The sequence below is a fragment of the Asanoa ferruginea genome (assembly GCF_003387075.1).
Taxonomy (GTDB): domain Bacteria; phylum Actinomycetota; class Actinomycetes; order Mycobacteriales; family Micromonosporaceae; genus Asanoa; species Asanoa ferruginea.
The window spans coordinates 1,654,709-1,671,207 of sequence record NZ_QUMQ01000001.1 but is presented as its reverse complement, the minus strand read 5'-3'; the positions used below and the strand labels follow the sequence as shown (position 1 = coordinate 1,671,207).

Sequence of the window (16,499 nt, the reverse complement as noted above, 5' to 3'; positions counted from 1 at the left end):
ATTTCAGTCGAGGACGGCGGCGCTGATCCGATGCAGGGCGAAGGTGTGCAGCATCTCGGTGCGTTCGTCTTCGGCGCGCAGATAGCCGGCGCCGATCGAGACCGGGCGAACCAGGCGCGACGTCGTCGAGCCGTGCGCGTCGACGTAGCCGACCCAGACCAGCGCCTTGTCGCGGATCGCCTGCTGGAGCACGGCCAGCGCCTGGGTGTGCGTCTGCACCGGGACCGGGCCGGTGCCGCTGCCGGGTCGCACCGCCGCCGGCGCCCGCCGCGACGCCCTTGCCGCCGCGTCACCCCGCCGGATCTGCTCGACGATGCCGAGCAGCCGCGGCTGGGTGAGCTGCACCGCGGCGATCGCGTCGACGGCGCCGGCCGCGCCGAGCCGGGCCAGCCCGTTGGTGCGGGCCGGGGCGCGGCGGACCCGGACGCGGCCGCGGACCGTCACACCGCTGGCGTCTTCGGGCACCGGCGCGTAACCGGCGTCGCGCAACTCCTGGAGCAGCCGGCCGCTGGCCAGCGGGGTGACCAGCACGGTCGGTGCCAGCTTGCGCAGCGTCAGGCCGGCCAGCCGGCGGTCGGCGAGCACCTCGGCGACCAGCGCCTCGTCTTCGCTGCGCAGGTAGGAGCCGGTGCTGCCGACCCGCAGGCCACCGTGCCGGCGGGCCACGTCGTCGATCAGGTAGGTGAGCGCCTGCGGCACCGGGGTGCGCGAGCGACGGCGGAACAGCGCGTGCAGGTCGTCGGCCGCGTAGCCGGTGTCGAGCGCGTGCCGGACCGCGTCGGGCGTCACCCGGTAGACGCTCGCGCCGCCGGCGGACTCGGGCTCGGCGACGACGTCGAGCTCGGCCGCTAGCTCGGGCTCGGGCGGCCCGGGGACGACCACGCTCAGGTCGGCCTGGAGCAGGAAGTGGTCGACCGGGGCCGGCAGCAGGGCGTCGAGCACCTTGATCGTGCTCGGCGGGTCGTCGGGTGCGCGTAGGCCCTCGGGGCGGGTGCCGAGCGGGTCGGCGGCGGCCCGCTGGTCGTGGCCGAGCTCAGCGGCGTCGTCGGCGAGCAGGGCCCGGCCCTGCACGGTCAGCGCACCGAGCCCGGTGACGCCGAGCAGCGCGGCCTCGGTGAGCACCTCGCGATAGATGTTCTCCCGGCCGCGGGTGCGCCGCGGCGCCTCCCAGTCGAGCAGCGCGAGCAGCTCGTCGGGGGTGGGCGCGGTGCCGGGCGGCTGGCCGCCGAGGATGGCCAGCACCGTGCGCCGGGTGGCCGGTGCGCCGGAACGCTCGACCTCGGGCGCGAGCACGGTGATCGGGCGGTCCCGCTCGTCGCGCTGACCGACCAGGCCCGGCTGGCGGGTCATGGTCAACCAGGCGGCCGCGAGGTCGGTCCAGCGGCGGGCGATCGACGAGGCCCGCCAGGCGTCGAAGCGGGCCGTGGGCAGCACCTGGGTCTCCGGTGCCGGGCGGCCGACCGGTGCGGCGTGTGCCTCGGCCTCGCCGGCCAGGCCCGCGGCGTAGGCGGCTTCCAGCAGGGTCGCCGCGGCGGTCTCCTCGAGCCCGGCCGCGCGGGCCAGCCGGCGCAGCTCGCGGACGCCGAGGCCGCCGGAGCGCAGCACGGTCGCGGGCTCGGCCTCCAGGGCGGTCAGCAGCGACTCGGTGTGCCGGACCGCGTCCATCGCCTGGCCGGCGCCGGCGGAGTCGACGGCCTTGGGCTCTCGGGCGGCCGCGTCGAGCCCGGGTGGCGCCGGGTGCACGGGCCCGAGCGGGCCGGTGTCGCGGCGCAGCAGCAGGCCGACCTCGCGGGGCAGCTCGAAACCGCCGCTGGGCACGGCCACCAGCAGGTCGTTGTCGACCAGCCAGCGGACGGGCGAACCGGCGTCGCCACCACCGGCCAGGGTGCCGACCGGCGGGCCGGCCGCGAGCCGGTCGAGCACCGCCCGCGCCGGCGGGGGTGCCGCGAGCACCGTGCGCCGCAGTCGGGCCGGGTCGGCGACCAGCTCGGCGGCGGCGGCGTCGAGCAGGGCGGCGGGCCGCCCGAGACCGGCCGGGTAGGGGCTGGAGACCTCGTCGACACCGGCCGCCACGGACAGGTCGTGCTCCGGGCCGTAGAGGACAAACCGGGCGCGAAGCCGGCCGATGGCCGCGCGGGTGGCCTCGTGGTCGGCGGCCGTGGTTAGCGCGAAGATCGACTCCAGGCTGGTGGTCGCGGACTGGCCACGGCTGAGCCGGGCCGCGTCGAGGATCTCCAGGGTGAACCGGTCGAAGCCGTCGAGGACCCGGGCGATCGACATCCGCGACTGGGCACGCAGTGCCAGGGCGGACAGGTCGGACGGCACGGGGACGACCAGATCCGGACGCATGCGCAGCAACGCCGCGAGCGCCTCGTCTGGGAGCGACCGGAGGTGGTCGACGAGCATGGTGGTCATCGTCTACCCACGCTATACGGCCGGCCACCCATCCCGAGTGCGAGCGACCATCCGCCCCGCGTGTGCGACCATCGGCCGCGTGATCACCTCGCTGGCCGTCGGCTTCGACTTCGACATGACCCTGGCCGACACCCGCCCCGGGATCGCCGCCGCCTTCCGGCAGCTGACCGCGGTCACCGGCACCTATGTAGACGAACAGGCCGCGATTTCCCGCCTCGGACCGCCGTTGCGGGCCGAGTTGGCCCACTGGTTCCCGCCCGAGGAGATCGAGGCCGCGGTGATCACCTACCGCGAGATCTACGTCGACTACGCGATCACGCCGACCGTGCTGCTGCCCGGTGCCCGCGAGGCGCTCGAGGCGGTCCGCGCGCTCGGCGGCCGTGTGGTGGTCGTCACGTCAAAATTGGGCCGCCTGGCCGAGTTGCACCTCAAGCACCTCGGCATCACCGCCGACGCGGTCGCCGGTGACCTGTTCGCCGAGGGCAAGGCGACCGCGCTGACCGAGCACGGCTGCGGTCTCTACGTCGGTGACCACGTCGCCGACATGGTCGCGGCGCGCACCGCCGGCGTGCCGGGCGTCGGCGTCACCACCGGCCCGTGCTCGGCCGACGAACTGCGGGACGCGGGCGCCCGGCTGGTTCTGCCCGATCTCCGGGAATTCTCGGCGGCGCTTCCTGGGTTGGTCCGGCTAGCCTTGTGAGGTCAACAAGTCCACAGCAGGACGAGATTCAGTGAGGTTGCAGTGCCGACCGGTCGAGTGAAGTGGTTCGACGCGACCAAGGGATACGGGTTCGTCACCAGTGACGAGGGTGGCGACGTCTTCCTGCCCAAGGGCGCGCTACCCGACGGCGTCACCGACCTCAAAGGTGGCCAGCGGATCGAGTTCGGCGTGGTCGACAGCCGCAAGGGCGCGCAGGCGCTCGGCGTCAAGCTGATCGAGGCGCCGCCGTCGATGTCAGAGCTGCGCCGCCGGCCCGCCGACGAGCTGCACGGCATGGTCGAAGACATGATCAAGGTGCTGGAGGCCCGGGTCCAGCCCGACCTCCAACGGGGCCGGTTCCCCGACAAGAAGACCGCGCAGCAGGTCGCTCAGCTCATCCACGCGGTGGCGCGCGAGTTCGAGATCTGAGGCACGAGCCCGGCTGCGGCGGCTCGGCCGAGGAGGGCGTCGATCGCCTTGCGGCCCTCCTCGCCCAGGTCTTCGGTGAACTCGTTGACGTAGAGGCCGATGTGCTGGTCGACGACTGACTGCTCCATCTCCTGCGCGTGCGCGAGCACGTAGTCGCGGCTGGCCGCCGGGTCGGCCCAGGCGCGGCGCACCGACTCGCGCACCCAGGCGGTCGCCTCCGCCGGGTCGACGGTGCCGCGCTTGGCCAGGATCGCGCCGAGCGGGATCGGCAGCCCGGTGTCGCCCTCCCACCATTCGCCGAGGTCGACCAGCGAGGTCAGGCCGTGCCGCTGGTAGGTGAACCGGGCCTCGTGGATCACCAGACCGGCGTCGTAGCGGCCCGCCGCGACCGCCGGCATGATCTCGTGGAACGGCACCACGTCGATGACCGCCGGCTGCTGCCCCTGCGCCCAGAGCCGGAACAGCAGGTAGGCGGTGGTGCGGTCGCCCGGCACCGCGACCCGGGCACCGTCGAGGTCGCGCGGGCCGTCCGGCCGGGTCAGCACCAGCGGGCCGCAGCCCCGGCCGAGCGCGCCGCCGCAGGGCAGCAACTCGTAGTCGTCGAGCAGCCAGGGCAGCGCCGCGTAACTCACCTTGACCAGGTCGAACGCGCCCTTCTCGGCGGCCGTGTTGGTCACGTCGACGTCGGCGAAGGTCACCTCGACCGGCGGCGCGCCGGGCACCAGCCCGTGTGCGAGGGCGTGGAACACGAACGTGTCGTTGGGGCACGGCGAGAAAGCCAGCGAGAGCGCCATGCCCTCACGCTAACCCCAGTGCCCCCGCGGCCTTGGTGAGGGCGGCCAGCGCCGCCGGGATCCGCCAGGCCGCCCGGTCGCGCGGACCGACCACGTTGGAAATCGTTCTGACCTCGGCGAACGGGAGGCCGGCGGCGGCGCAGCCCACGCCGTAGCCCTCCATCCCCTCGGCCACCGCGTCGGGGAACCGGGCGGTGAGCTTTGTCGTCGAGGCTGCCGTGCCCGTGACGGTGCTCACGGTCAGCACGGTGCCGAGGGCCGCGTCCGGCAGCGCCGCGCGCAGGGTCGCGACCAGGCCGGCGTCGGCGTCGACCCGGGCCGTGCCGAAGCCGAGTTCGTCGATCGGCAGGAAGCCGTCGGGGCTCTCCGCGCCCAGATCGGCGGCGATGCTGCGGGTCGCGATCGCGATGCCGCCGATCTCGACACGCCCGGCGAAACCGCCGCCAATACCCAGGAAGACCACGCCGGTGTACGGGCGACCGCCCGCCTCCGCCAGCGCCAGCAGCCGGGCGGTGCCGGCGGCGGCCGCGGCGGGACCGACGCCGACGGCGGTCACGGTGAGCCGGTCGTCGAGCCCGGCCCGGACCGCGTCGGCCTCGGGCTGGACGGCCGTCACCACGAGCAGCGTCATGCCGGTGGGCCGGCGGTGTCGCGCCACGGGTCTTCGCCGGGGCCATCGACCGGAACGCTGGGCCGGTAGACGTGGTAGCCGGGCGGCGCGACCGCGGTCTGCTGCGTGCCACCGTCGTCGGCGGGGTCCACCGCGGGCATGGGCAGCGTGCGCTTCGTTTCGTCGTCCTTCGACCGCCGCCACCACCGGCGTCCGGCCCGCGGAAGCTCGGCTGTGGCCGCCGGTTCGCCGGCCTGGCGTGGACGAGGCCCCGCGGATCGGTCGCCGGGCGCCCGGGACGCGTCGGCGGGTCGCCGGGCGGCGTCGCCGCCTGGCCGGACCGTGTCGTGGGTCCGCCCGGCGTCCGCGCGTAGCGAGGCCGTGTCGGGAGAGCGGCCGGCGTCGCCGCCTGGCCGGACCGTGTCATGGGTCCGCCCGGCGTCCGCGCGTGGCCAGGCCGCGTCGGGAGAGCGGCCGGCGTCGCCGCCTGGCCGGACCGTGTCGTGGGTCCGCCCGGCGTCCGCGCGTGGCCCGGTCGTGTCGGTTGAGCGGCCGGCGTCTGCCGCCGACCGGGAGGCGCCGGGTGACCGGCCCGCGTCGGCGCCCCGGCGCGACGCGGCGTCGATCGTCGTGGCGGGCTCGTCTGGCGTGTCGCCCACGTCGAACCGGCCGTGTAAGCGTTCCTTGCGGAGCTTGCCGGCGACCAGCACCGCCCGCAGCGCGGCCAGGGCGATGAGGCCCGAGAGCAGGCCGATGCCGAGCCGGCCGCTGACCGGGATCAGCCCGAGCCCACCGCCGGCCACGAACGCCAACATCAGCACCGTCTCGGAGTGTGCGAAGGCACTGGCCCGCATCCGTTCCGGGACGCGTTCCTGGATTGTCGCGTCGTTGGACAGCTTGGCGATGCCGCTCATGGTCGCGGTGACCAGGCAGAGCAGCGCGACCATCCCGAGTGAGAACTCGATCGTGGTCAGCACCGCCACGCCCGCGGTGATGATCAGACCGCTGGACTGGAGCGCCACCGGCCGGTGGATCTGCAACCGGGTGCCGACCGCCGTGGCCAGGAAGGTGCCGACGCCCAGCGCGCCACCCATGATGCTGAGCGCGATCGCGTCGCTGAAAGTGCGGCCGAAGAGCGTGGTGTCGAGATAGCCGCCCTTGACCGCGAACGCCAGGAAGAGCAGCAGGAAGCCGTAGAACGCGCGGAGCGAGGCGCTGCCGACCAGGGTCGCGATCACCAGGCGGCCGGACAGTGGCCGGTCGCCGTTGCGGCCGAACGCCCCGAAGATGGCCGCTATCGGCCGGGGCACGGTCTCCGGCGGGTCGGAGTCGGCCCGGGGTGGCAGCCGGAGCGAGATCACCATGCCGACGATGAAGATCACCGCGGCGATCCGCAGCGGCCAGGCCGGGCCGATCGCGAAGGCGCCGACGCCGATGGGGGCCGCGATCGCGCCCGCGACGGTGCCGTAGATGCTCGCTCGAGCGCCCGCCTGGGACAGCCCGAGGCCCTCGGGCAAGAGCCGGGGCACGGCCGCCGATCTGGCCACGCCGTAGGCCCGGGACAGGGCCAGCACCCCGAACGCCGCCGGGTAGAGCGCGAACGAGTGGAAGTTGTCGGCGATCGCCCAGACCAGGAACGCCCGGCCGAGGAACGTCGCCGCCAGCGCCCAGCGGCGGCCGTGCCGGAAATGGTCGAGCAGCGGGCCGACCACCGGGGCCAGCAGCGCGAACGGGACCATCGTGATGAACAGGTAGAGCGCGACCTTGGTGCGCGCCTCGCCGAGCGGCACGTCGAAGAAGATCGTGCCGGCGAGCCCGATGGTGATCAGGGTGTCGCCGGCACAGGAAGCGGCATGCAGGTCGAACAGGCGCATCATGCCGGTTTCGCCGCGGGCGCCCTTCGACCGGGCCGTGCCGACGCCGCGCCGCACACCCCGGCTGACCAGGCGGCCGCCCTTGAAGGTCGTGCCGATGAGGCGGCCGAGCGTCGACCCGGTGCGACGTATCAACGGCATGGAGCCATCCTCTCCCATCCCGCTGTCGAGGGCCCACACGCGTAGTGAAGAATGTCTGGGTGACCAGGAGTGCGGCAGTGCGATCCGCGAAGCTCGACCAGGTCTGTGCCGCGGCCGTCGACCTCGCGCGGTCGGCGGTCACCGAGGTCGACCCCTCTGAGGTCGGCCCTCATCTCGACGCGGTTGCCGAGGGCGAGCGACTAGTCACTCACTACTTTGCCTGCGAGACACCCGGTTACCGAGGGTGGCGGTGGGCGGTCACAGTGACCCGCGTCTCCCGCAGCAAGCACGTGACGATCTGCGAGACGGTGCTGCTGCCCGGCAGCGAAGCGCTGCTCGCCCAGAGCTGGGTGCCCTGGCAGGACCGCCTCCAGCCGGGCGACCTGGGCGTCGGCGACCTGCTGTTGACGCCGGCCGACGACGACCGGCTCGTGCCGGGCTACACGCTCTCCGATGACCCGGCGGTCGACGAGGTGACCTGGGAGCTGGGGCTCGGCCGCATCCGGGTGATGTCGAAAGAAGGTCGCGAGGAGACCGCCCAGCGGTGGTACGACGGCGACCACGGCCCCGACGCGGCGATCGCCACGGCCGCGCCGAAGGCCGCCCGCTGCGTCACCTGCGGCTTCTACCTGCCCCTGGCCGGCGCCATGCGGCAGGCCTTCGGGGTCTGCGGCAACATGTTCGCGCCCGACGACGGCCGCGCGGTCAGCAACGACCACGGCTGCGGCGCACACTCCGAGGCGCTCGCCGAAAACGCGACGCCCGAAGAGCTGCCCACCGTCTACGACGACGGCGAAGTCGAGTCCGTCGAAGACTGAGCCGGTGCCAGCCGCCGCCTCCGGCGGTTGGCGTCGTGCCTGATCATGACCGCCAGGCCCGGGAATCCGAGTAGGAATCCGGCCAGGCAGGTCCATAGCCAGTTTTCGCGTCCGTCGCGGAAAAAGGCGAGCACCACCAGCCCGACGACCGCCCAGATGACCATGCCGCCGACCGCGAATAGCGTCATGGGCGGGTCGAGCGGTGCCACCCGAGGTTGTTGCCGCTGCTCAGCCACTCGAAAAGGGTAACCAGGAAGATCTTTCGGTGTAACACCGGCTGTGGCACGATGCCCCCGTCAATCGATGATCTCCGTGGGGAGCCGGTCATGACCGAGGCACCGACCACACAGCGGGCCACCAGCCCAGACCGCCCGGAGAGCGGGTTCGACCGATACTTCTCGATCAGCGCCCGTGGCTCGACGGTCGGCCGGGAAGTGCGCGGTGGTTTCGCGACCTTCTTCACGATGGCCTACATCGTCGTGCTCAACCCGCTGATCCTGGGCAGCGCCAGCGACGCCACCGGCGCACACCTCGCGATCGCCGCGATCGCGGCCGCCACCGCCCTGGTCGCCGGGGTGATGACGATCCTGATGGGAGTCGTCGCCCGGTTCCCGCTGGCGCTGGCCGCCGGCCTCGGCGTCAACGCGATGGTCGCCTACGAGATCGCGCCCCAGATGACCTGGGCCGATGCGATGGGCTTGGTGGTCATCGAAGGCCTGCTGATCACTGTGCTGGTGCTGACGGGCCTGCGGGAGAGCATCTTCCGCGCCGTGCCGACCCAGCTCAAGGCTGCGATCGGGGTCGGCATCGGCCTGTTCCTGACGATCATCGGGCTGGTCGACTCGGGCTTCGTGCGCCGGATCCCGGACGCCGCCGGCACCACCGTGCCGGTCGGGCTCGGCATCAACGGCCGGTTGGTGAGCTGGCCCGCGCTGGTGTTCGTGTTCGCGCTGCTGCTGACGATCGTGCTGTTCGTGCGCAAGGTCCGCGGCGCGATCCTGATCGGCATCCTGTCGGCGACCGTGTTGGCCGTGATCGTCGAGGCGATCGGCAACATCGGCCCGTCGTTCGTCGATGGCAAGCCCGTGCCCACCGGGTGGTCGCTCAACGTACCCACACTGCCTGACAAGATCTTCGATCTGCCCGACCTGTCGCTGCTGGGCAAGTTCAACATCTTCGACTCCTGGTCGCGCGCCGGTTGGCTGGTCGTGCTGATGTTCGTCTTCACCCTGTTGATCACGGACTTCTTCGACACGATGGGCACGATGGTCGCGGTCGGCCAGGAGGGCGACCTGCTCGACTCGAGCGGCATGCCGCCGCGCACCCGGGAGATCCTGCTCGTCGACTCGGTCGCAGCAGCCGCCGGCGGCGCGGCCAGCGTCTCCAGCAACACCTCGTTCATCGAGAGCGCGTCGGGTGTCGCCGAGGGTGCCCGCACCGGCGTGGCCAACCTGGTCACCGGCGGCCTCTTCCTGCTCGCGATGTTCGTCGCACCGCTGGTCACGGTCGTGCCCTTCGAGGCGGCGTCCGGCGCGCTGGTGATCGTCGGCTTCCTGATGATGACGGCCGTCCGCAGCATCGACTGGACCGACTACGAGATCGCGGTGCCGGCGTTCCTGACCATCGTGCTGATGCCGTTCACCTACTCGATCTCCAACGGGATCGGGGCCGGGATCATCGCGTACGCCGTGGTCAAGCTCGCCCGGGGGAAGGGCCGGGAGGTTCACCCGTTGTTGTACGCCGTCGCGGCTTTGTTCGTGGTCTACTTCCTCCGTGGCCCGATCGAGAGCCTGATCGCGTAGGCGTGCTGGGGTGACCGGGGCCATAACCGCTGGTTGTTAGCTGGGCTCATTAGTTAAGCTAAGGATTGTGACGGAGCGGACGGTGACGGCTAAGCGTGTTTCGGTGGCGCAACTCGCGTCATCGCTGCGCGATGCGATCACCCGGTTCAACCGGCGGGTCAGGCAGACCCGCCCCGTCGGAGATCTCACGGTTACCCAGCTCTCCGCCCTGACCAGCCTTCAGCTGGCGGGCGCGCTGTCACCCCGGGAGCTCGCCGACGTCGAACGCGTCCAGCCTCCGACGATGACGAAGATCGTCGCGAAGCTGGAGGAGCGCGGGCTGGTGCAACGCACCCCGCACCCGACCGACGGGCGCCAGGTCATCCTGGCCGCCACGGAGGCGGGGCGGGCGATCCTTGCCCAGCACGAGCGGGCCCGCGATGAATGGCTGGGCCCTCGACTCGCCGCGCTGACCCCGGAGGAGCGAGACACGCTCCGCCGGGCGGCGGAGATCCTGCAGAAGGTCGCGCGCGCCTGACATCGCGCCGCTTCGTCCTCAGTGGATGACGCATACCTTCCGCGTATCTCCGAGGAGGCGCAAAACCCTTGCGGGCCAGGCTCAACACCACGTTCCAGTCCCTCCAGGTGAGGAACTACCGGCTCTTCGCGCTCGGTCAGCTCGTGAAGCTGATCGGCGTGTGGATGATGTTCACGACGCAGGACTGGCTCGTGTTCCAGTTGGGCGGCACCGCGGCCCAACTCGGCATCGTCACGGCACTCCAGTTCACGCCGGTGCTGGTGCTGACGTTGCTCTCCGGGCGGCTCGCCGATCGCTATGACAAGCGGAAGATCCTCTTTGTCGCCAACTTCGCGTGGACCACGCTGTGCATCCTCTTCAGCATCCTGGTGGTGAGCGGCGCCGCGCAGCTCTGGCACGTGTATGTGTTCGCCACCCTGCTCGGCGTGGCCAGCGCGGTCGAGACGCCGGTGCGCCAGTCGTTCGTCTCCGAGCTGGTGGAGACGCGGCTGCTGCCCAACGCGCTGGGCCTGTCCGCGGCCACCTTCAACAGCGCCCGGGTGGTCGGCCCCTCGCTGGCCGGCATCGCGATCGCGCTGTTCGACGTCGGCCCGGTGTTCGTGCTCAGCGCCGTCCTCGCGGTCGCTCCGCTGGTCTGCCTGTTCCGGATGCGCCCGGCCGAGCTCTACCGCTCCGAGCTGGCCACGGCCGCCACCCGCGAACCGGCCAAGGTGATCGACGGCCTGCGCTACGTGCGCCAGCGGCCCGACCTGATGCTGCCGATGGTGCTGATGAGCGTCCTGGCGTTCACCCTCTTCAACTTCCCGGTCACCCTCCAGGCGCTGGCCAAGACCGGCTTCCACACCGGCGCGGCCTCGTTCGGCCTGTTCACCACCGCAGTCGGCCTGGGCGCCCTGGTCGGCGCGCTGGTCGGCGGCACCCGCAGGGCCCGCCCCTCGGTCTACACGGTCCTCGCTTCGGCGATGGTCTTCAGCGCGTTCGGCATCCTGGTCGGCATCCTGCCGGTCTACTGGCTGGTGGTCGCGGCGCTCGTACCCACCGGATTCTTCATGGTCCTCTTCGCCCAGGCGGCCAACCAGCGGGTCCAGCTCGGCACCGACGCGGCCTTCCGCGGCCGGGTGATGGCCCTGTGGGTGCTGGTCTTCATGGGCGTCAACCCGGTCTCCGGCCCACTGGTCGGCTGGTTCGCCGACCGCTACGGCGCCGGCGCGGCGATCTGGCTCGGCGGCGCGGCCGCCCTCGTCGCGACGACGCTGGCCCTGGCCTACGAGCTGCGGCGCAGCGGAAACCGGCTGCGGATCCTCCTTCGCCCGGTGCCCAGCCTGCGGATCGTGCCGCTCGCGGCTGCGGCAGTGCCGATGGCGGCGGGCGTGCCAGCGGGGTCGGTCTCGGAACGGGTCTGATCAGTTGCGCCGCCGGCGGTGCCGACTGGGTCAGTCGTAGAGCGGCGACGCCTGGTTGCGGCCCGGCGGTGCCGGGCGGGTCGGTCGCCGAACGGGTCTGAGTTGGCGCGGCGCGCGGGCGCGTCGGTGTCACACCGATCTGGTTTGCTGTCCGACATGACGCGCGACGTATTCCTCCGATGTCTCGACGCTGACTTCAACAACCTGCGCGCGGCAGCCGTCGACTTATCGAAGCCGGTGCCGTCGTGTCCGGGTTGGACGGTCGACGACCTGGTCGGCCACGTCGCACACGTCTACCTGCACAAGGTCGAGACCATGCGGCGGGGCGCCCTGCCCAAGCCGTGGCCGCCGGAGCCGACCGGGGAGAAGACGCTGGCGCTGCTCGACCGGGCCTACACCGAGTTGGTGGCCGAGTTCGCCGAGCGACCCGACGACCAGCCCTGCCCGACCTGGTATGAGCCGGACCAGACGGTCGGCTTCTGGGTCCGCCGGATGGCGCAGGAGACAGTGATCCACCGGGTCGACGCCGAGTTGGCCGCCAACCTGCCCATCTCGCGCATCCCGGCCGAGCTGGCCGACGACGGCATCGCCGAGGTGCTCGAGGTCTTCCTGTCCTACGCCACCCGGCAATGGCCCGAAGATTTCGGCGACCTGTTGCGTGCCAACGGCAACCGGGCGGTCATGGTCAGCGCCGGCGGCGCCCGCTGGCTGGTCCGGCTCGACCACGGCAGTGTCGAGATCGCACCCGAGACGGCCGGGCAGGCGGTGGCGCAGGTGTCCGGCGGCCCCCACGACGTGCTGTTGTGGCTCTGGCGCCGGGTGGGTGACAGCGCGGTCCGTGTGGAGGGTGACGCGACCGCGATCGGCCGGCTGCGCGCGCTCCTGGAGGCGGCCACGCAATGATCAAGACGAATGCCGCAAGCGCGGAATTTGGCCGGTCGGTGCATCAAATGACACTCAAATCGGTGGCGGTCGCTCCCGGAGGCGCATAGCTTCAAAGAGTGGCGATCCCGCACACACTCGTGCTGGCGGTGGCGATTCTGACGCTGCTGTGTCTGCCTGCCATCGTCGCCGCGATCGTCTGTGCCGACGAGCTCATCGAGCGCGCGGCCCGGGCCATGCAGCAGGCGCGATTGACCCGACGCGAGCGCCGGGCGATCAGCCGGCTCGATCGCTCGATCGGCCCGACCGTCGAGGTCGCGCTGATCGCCCCCGACGATCAGGAACGCCCGACGATCGAGCAGATCGCCGCCGACCTGCACCGGCTTGGTCAGCAGCGGCTCGGCGTGGCACAACGGTCGCAGGTCTGGCAGACCGCGGTGCTGCGCGCTTATGACGAGCAACTCCGCCTGGCCAGCGCGTGCCTGGGCGTGACGCAACACCTGAGCGAGCTGGTCGGGGTCGACCTGGAGATCGAGCGGGTCCGGGTCGAGGGCGAGTTGCAGGCCCGCGGCATGATCCTGCCGACGGCCGGGGCCGAGCGCCGCGAGCAGCGGTGAGACTGTTCGTCGCCGCCTACCCGCCGGAAGGCGCGGTCGCCGATCTAGCTGCTTTCGTGTCCCGCCTGCGGGTGGGCCGCGCGGCGGCGGCGGGCGTCAACACCCGTCTCGCCAAACCCGAGACCTATCACCTGACGCTGGCCTTCCTGGGCGATGTCGCTGACGAGCGGCTCGCCGACGTCGAGGCGGCGATCGGCCGGGCCGTCGACCGGCTCCCGCCCGCGGTGCCGGAAGTGGCACTGGCCGGCGGCGGCCGCTTCGGCCGCGGCGCGTTCACGCTGATGTGGGTCGGCGTCACCGGCGACCTCGACCCGATGCGCGCGCTGCACAAGGGCCTGCGCCGGGAGCTGAAGCGGGCCAGGCTGCCCTATGACGACCGGCCGTGGAAACCACACCTGACCCTGGCGAGGCCGGGCGACCGCCTGCCGCGGGCCGAGGTCGACGCCGACCGCGATGAGCTCAACGCCTACGAAGGTCCACGATGGCCGGTGCGCGAGCTGCTGCTGATGCGCAGCCACCTAGGGCCGAACCCAACCTACGATCGCCTGACGAACTGGTCCCTGGCGGGTAGTTTGCGGTAGTGACATCCGTTATGCCCCCTTCCCCCCGTCCCGCAAAACAGAACTTCTGGACCACCTGGCCGGGCGCGGTGACCATCCTGGTCGTAGTCGGCCTGCTGGCGGTCAGCGTCTGGTCCGGCGCCCGCCAGAGCCGCGCCCGCACGGCGAAGATGTTGGTAGAGATCACCACCTGCGACTTCGCCGGCGCGACGGCCAAGGTCGGCCTGACCGTCCACAACAGCGGCACCACGATCCGCTCGGCGCAGGTCGCCATCGAATACCGCGACGCGGCCGGCACCCGGGTCGACACGGCCTCGGCAACCGCCCGCGAGGTCCCGCCGGGCGACACCGTGCACCTGGAAGAGAGCACGCTGCTCGACGTGCCCACCGACGAGGGAACCTGCCGGGTCGCCGCGGTCCGCTAACGGCCTGGCACGGCCGCAGGGGTTCGCTTGGGGTCTGGCGCGGTCGTGCGGTTCGCTCGGGTCTGGTGCGGTCGTGCGGGTTCGCTTGGGGTCTGGCGCGGTCGTGCGGTTCGCTCGGGTCTGGTGCGGTCGTGCGGGTTCGCTCGGGTCTGGCGCGGTCGTGCGGGTTCGCTCGGGTCTGGCGCGGCCGTGCGGGTTCGCTCGGGTCTGGCGCGGTGGCCGCGGGTTCGCTTAGTGGCCTGGTGTGGCCGCGCCGTCGACTACGCGGGCGTGGCATGGCCGGGCGTGTCGCGACCGCGGCGAGGTGTCTCGCGGCGCCTACATGTTTTGGCATGTGCCTACATAACAAAACATGTAGCGCGCGAAAAGCACCCGCCGCCGACAGCGCGACACGTCGACGCGACGACACGCCGCCGTGGAGGGATCAGCCGATCCGGTTGGGCGGGTTACCAGGCCCAGGCCTCCGGGCCCGGGCCGCCCTGGCCCACCGGCGGGAAGAGTTCGTCGAGGCGGCCGAGGGTGGACTTGTCGAACTCGACTTCCAGTGCGCCGAGGGCCGAGTCGAGTTGGTCCATCGTGCGGGGGCCGATGATCGGTGCGGTCACGCCCGGGCGGGAGAGTAGCCAAGCCAGCGCCACGTTGGTTGGTTCGTGGCCCAGGTCGGCGCTGAGCTTCTCGTAGGCCTCGATCGTCTCGCGGTGTGCGGCCAGGCCGTCGGCCGAGCGACCCTTCGTCCCACGAGAACCCTCGCCCGACGCCATCTTGCGCAGGATGCCGCTCAGCAGGCCGCCGTGCAGGGGCGACCAGGGGATGATGCCGATCCCGTATTCGAGCGCGGCCGGGACGACCTCCAGCTCGATGTGCCGGGTCAGCAGGTTGTAGATCGACTGCTCTGACACCAGGCCGAGGAAATGCCTGCGGGTCGCCGACTCCTGGGCCCGCGCGAGGTGCCAGCCGGCGAAGTTGGACGAACCGACGTAGACCACTTTGCCCTGGGCGACCAGCGTCTCCATCGCCTGCCAGATCTCCTCCCACGGGGTTTCCCGGGAGACGTGGTGCATCTGGTAGAGGTCGATGGTCTCGGTCTGCAACCGCCGCAGCGAGTCTTCGCAGGCGCGGATGATGTGCCGGGCCGACAGGCCGCGCTCGTTGGGCCAGTCGCCCATCCGGCCGAACACCTTGGTGGCCAGCACGACCTTCTCGCGGCGGCCGCCGCCCTGGGCCAGCCAGCGGCCGACGATCTGCTCGGTGACGCCTTCGCCCAGCTTCCAGCCGTACACGTTGGCGGTGTCGAAGAAGTTGATGCCGTGCTCGAGCGCGCGGTCCATGATGGCGAAGCTGTCGGCCTCGCTGGTCTCCGGACCGAAGTTCATCGTGCCGAGGCACAGTCGGCTCACCGACAGGCCGGTGCGGCCCAGGTTCGTGTATTCCATACCGACACCCTGCCACCGGCAGGGGCGAGGCGAAACTTAAGAGCTTTCGCGCTGCGGTGCGCTGCCGAAGAGCACGTCGTCCCAACTGGGCAGGCGCTTGCGCGGCTTGCCGCTCGGGTCGTTTTGCTCGTTGCCGCCGCCGTTGCCGGTGTTGCGGCGTGGGCGCAGGACGGCCAGCGACGGCACCGCCGGAACCTCTTTCGGGAGGTCGGCGTCGTCGTCGAAGGCCGAGCCGCCGGAGCCGAGCAGCGCTGCGGCGCCGCCCCGCCGGGGCTCGGACGGACCACTGTCGAGGCCGCGGCCGGGCGGGTTGAGTGGACGGTCGAGTGAGGCCAGTAGCGCGTCGCGGCCGGCCCGGATCGCGTCGCGCGGTGCGCGGGACTCGGTCGGCGCCGACGGCAGGCCGTGGCCGCCACGGGTGGGCTCGGACCGGGTCAGCGCGTGGCTGCCCCGCTCGGGGGTGACCGGCTCCTGGCCGAGCAGCGGCTGCGGGCGCTCGGTGCACAGGTATTGGGCCATGTCGTCGTGGGGTGCGACGACCTGGCGGGCCCGGTCTAGGTCCCACATCGCCTGCGCGGTGGCCTTGCCCGACGGCCAGGTGGCGACGATCCGCCAGGTGCCGTCGTCGCGCCGGTAGGCGTCCCAGGAGATCTTCTCGGAGTCGATGCCGTGCTGGGCCAGCCGGGCGTCGACGACCTCGGCGAGCGGGGCGCCCTTCTCCGAGGTCTTCAGGCGCGTGCGGCGGGCGTGCTGCGCGAGCATCGCCCGCTCCTGGAGCACCGGGCCGGCGTAGCGGAGCACGCGGTCGACCGGGACGCCGGCGATCCGCGCGACGTCGTCGGCGGACTCGCCGCTGCGGATGCGGGACTGGATGTCGCGGGGTGACAGGGACGGGGGCTGATCACCGAAATGGCCGGCGCCACTGACCGCACCTGCGGCCGCGTCACCGTGGAGGACGCCATTGAGCCGGTCGTCGAGGGGGAGCGCCAGGAGGCGGCCCACCTCGTCGGCGAGCACCATGGCCTGGCCGTCCTCGGAGAGGGCGACGAAGCGTACTGGCCGCATCGCGTTGCCTCCGT

17 protein-coding genes are annotated in these 16,499 nt (G+C 72.1%); 10 read left to right on the top strand and 7 right to left on the bottom strand.

The genetic code is table 11. The features are described from left to right. Window positions 1-3 precede the first annotated feature (3 nt). Window positions 4-2,415, bottom strand: coding sequence for a helicase-associated domain-containing protein (locus DFJ67_RS08165; RefSeq protein WP_116067317.1), 2,412 nt, complete (start codon window positions 2,413-2,415; stop codon window positions 4-6). Window positions 2,416-2,497: 82 nt separating this feature from the next. Between DFJ67_RS08165 and DFJ67_RS08160 the strand changes: the two genes are divergently transcribed. Together DFJ67_RS08160 and DFJ67_RS08155 are read left to right on the top strand one after the other, a co-directional pair. Beyond that, window positions 2,498-3,115, top strand: a complete 618-nt coding sequence (locus DFJ67_RS08160) for an HAD family hydrolase (protein ID WP_116075871.1) — start codon at window positions 2,498-2,500, stop codon at window positions 3,113-3,115. Between the two features lie 42 nt (window positions 3,116-3,157). Then, on the top strand, window positions 3,158-3,544 hold the full coding sequence (locus DFJ67_RS08155) for a cold-shock protein (RefSeq protein WP_116067316.1): 387 nt from the start codon (window positions 3,158-3,160) through the stop codon (window positions 3,542-3,544). Here DFJ67_RS08155 and DFJ67_RS08150 read toward each other — a convergent pair. From DFJ67_RS08150 to DFJ67_RS08140, 3 genes are read right to left on the bottom strand one after another with little or no spacing between them, the layout of a single operon-like run. Next, complete coding sequence (locus DFJ67_RS08150; protein WP_116067315.1) at window positions 3,505-4,338, bottom strand: 1,4-dihydroxy-6-naphtoate synthase; 834 nt, start codon at window positions 4,336-4,338, stop codon at window positions 3,505-3,507. The genes DFJ67_RS08155 and DFJ67_RS08150 overlap by 40 nt on opposite strands. A gap of 4 nt (window positions 4,339-4,342) precedes the next feature. Further along, window positions 4,343-4,969: a futalosine hydrolase gene (locus DFJ67_RS08145; RefSeq protein WP_116075866.1), complete on the bottom strand. Its 627-nt coding sequence runs from the start codon at window positions 4,967-4,969 to the stop codon at window positions 4,343-4,345. Then, entirely contained in the window at window positions 4,966-6,963 is a 1,998-nt protein-coding gene (locus DFJ67_RS08140) for an MFS transporter (protein WP_116067314.1), read from the bottom strand. The genes DFJ67_RS08145 and DFJ67_RS08140 overlap by 4 nt, the downstream gene beginning before the upstream one ends. Window positions 6,964-7,007: 44 nt before the next feature. Between DFJ67_RS08140 and DFJ67_RS08135 the strand changes: the two genes are divergently transcribed. Further along, a complete protein-coding gene (locus DFJ67_RS08135) occupies window positions 7,008-7,781 on the top strand; it encodes a DUF3027 domain-containing protein (RefSeq protein WP_409362982.1) in 774 nt (257 codons plus the stop codon). On the opposite strand, the gene DFJ67_RS08130 is transcribed toward DFJ67_RS08135, so the two are convergent. Beyond that, window positions 7,745-7,969 carry a DUF2530 domain-containing protein gene (locus tag DFJ67_RS08130; protein ID WP_116075862.1) on the bottom strand — a complete coding sequence of 75 codons (225 nt, stop codon included), beginning with the start codon at window positions 7,967-7,969 and terminating at the stop codon, window positions 7,745-7,747. The two genes, DFJ67_RS08135 and DFJ67_RS08130, sit on opposite strands and share 37 nt — an antisense overlap. 99 nt (window positions 7,970-8,068) lie before the next feature. Between DFJ67_RS08130 and DFJ67_RS08125 the strand changes: the two genes are divergently transcribed. The 7 genes from DFJ67_RS08125 to DFJ67_RS08095 all read left to right on the top strand — a co-directional run bounded on the left by DFJ67_RS08125 (window position 8,069) and on the right by DFJ67_RS08095 (window position 13,987). Further along, on the top strand, window positions 8,069-9,583 hold the full coding sequence (locus DFJ67_RS08125) for an NCS2 family permease (protein WP_409362983.1): 1,515 nt from the start codon (window positions 8,069-8,071) through the stop codon (window positions 9,581-9,583). Window positions 9,584-9,650: 67 nt separating this feature from the next. Next, window positions 9,651-10,100, top strand: coding sequence for a MarR family winged helix-turn-helix transcriptional regulator (locus tag DFJ67_RS08120; protein ID WP_203784347.1), 450 nt, complete (start codon window positions 9,651-9,653; stop codon window positions 10,098-10,100). A gap of 68 nt (window positions 10,101-10,168) precedes the next feature. After that, on the top strand, window positions 10,169-11,503 hold the full coding sequence (locus tag DFJ67_RS08115) for an MFS transporter (RefSeq protein ID WP_116067312.1): 1,335 nt from the start codon (window positions 10,169-10,171) through the stop codon (window positions 11,501-11,503). Between the two features lie 156 nt (window positions 11,504-11,659). After that, window positions 11,660-12,406, top strand: coding sequence for a maleylpyruvate isomerase family mycothiol-dependent enzyme (locus DFJ67_RS08110; protein ID WP_116067311.1), 747 nt, complete (start codon window positions 11,660-11,662; stop codon window positions 12,404-12,406). A 98-nt stretch (window positions 12,407-12,504) separates the two neighbouring features. Beyond that, entirely contained in the window at window positions 12,505-13,002 is a 498-nt protein-coding gene (locus DFJ67_RS08105; RefSeq protein WP_239097573.1) for a hypothetical protein, read from the top strand. Continuing rightward, the gene (gene thpR, locus DFJ67_RS08100; RefSeq protein WP_116067310.1) at window positions 12,999-13,583 is read left to right on the top strand and encodes an RNA 2',3'-cyclic phosphodiesterase; all 585 of its coding nucleotides are present in this window, start codon (window positions 12,999-13,001) and stop codon (window positions 13,581-13,583) included. The genes DFJ67_RS08105 and thpR overlap by 4 nt, the downstream gene beginning before the upstream one ends. A gap of 11 nt (window positions 13,584-13,594) precedes the next feature. Next, complete coding sequence (locus tag DFJ67_RS08095; RefSeq protein ID WP_147315450.1) at window positions 13,595-13,987, top strand: FxLYD domain-containing protein; 393 nt, start codon at window positions 13,595-13,597, stop codon at window positions 13,985-13,987. 446 nt (window positions 13,988-14,433) lie between these two features. Here DFJ67_RS08095 and DFJ67_RS08090 read toward each other — a convergent pair whose 3' ends face one another. Then, window positions 14,434-15,420 (bottom strand): aldo/keto reductase, encoded by a 987-nt coding sequence (locus DFJ67_RS08090; RefSeq protein WP_116067308.1) that lies wholly within the window; start codon window positions 15,418-15,420, stop codon window positions 14,434-14,436. A gap of 36 nt (window positions 15,421-15,456) precedes the next feature. Further along, on the bottom strand, window positions 15,457-16,485 hold the full coding sequence (sepH, locus tag DFJ67_RS08085; RefSeq protein WP_116067307.1) for a septation protein SepH: 1,029 nt from the start codon (window positions 16,483-16,485) through the stop codon (window positions 15,457-15,459). Window positions 16,486-16,499 lie beyond the last annotated feature (14 nt).

Bases quoted from the DNA above. Each gene is read 5' to 3' on its own strand.
- DFJ67_RS08090 (WP_116067308.1), bottom strand. From the start codon at position 15,420: ATGGAATACACGAACCTGGGCCGCACCGGCCTGTCGGTGAGCCGACTG.
- DFJ67_RS08110 (WP_116067311.1), top strand. From the start codon at position 11,660: ATGACGCGCGACGTATTCCTCCGATGTCTCGACGCTGACTTCAACAAC.
- DFJ67_RS08150 (WP_116067315.1), bottom strand. From the start codon at position 4,338: ATGGCGCTCTCGCTGGCTTTCTCGCCGTGCCCCAACGACACGTTCGTG.
- DFJ67_RS08095 (WP_147315450.1), top strand. From the start codon at position 13,595: ATGCCCCCTTCCCCCCGTCCCGCAAAACAGAACTTCTGGACCACCTGG.
- DFJ67_RS08145 (WP_116075866.1), bottom strand. From the start codon at position 4,969: ATGACGCTGCTCGTGGTGACGGCCGTCCAGCCCGAGGCCGACGCGGTC.
- DFJ67_RS08165 (WP_116067317.1), bottom strand. From the start codon at position 2,415: ATGACCACCATGCTCGTCGACCACCTCCGGTCGCTCCCAGACGAGGCG.
- sepH (WP_116067307.1), bottom strand. From the start codon at position 16,485: ATGCGGCCAGTACGCTTCGTCGCCCTCTCCGAGGACGGCCAGGCCATG.
- DFJ67_RS08140 (WP_116067314.1), bottom strand. From the start codon at position 6,963: ATGCCGTTGATACGTCGCACCGGGTCGACGCTCGGCCGCCTCATCGGC.
- DFJ67_RS08125 (WP_409362983.1), top strand. From the start codon at position 8,069: ATGCCCCCGTCAATCGATGATCTCCGTGGGGAGCCGGTCATGACCGAG.
- DFJ67_RS08130 (WP_116075862.1), bottom strand. From the start codon at position 7,969: ATGACGCTATTCGCGGTCGGCGGCATGGTCATCTGGGCGGTCGTCGGG.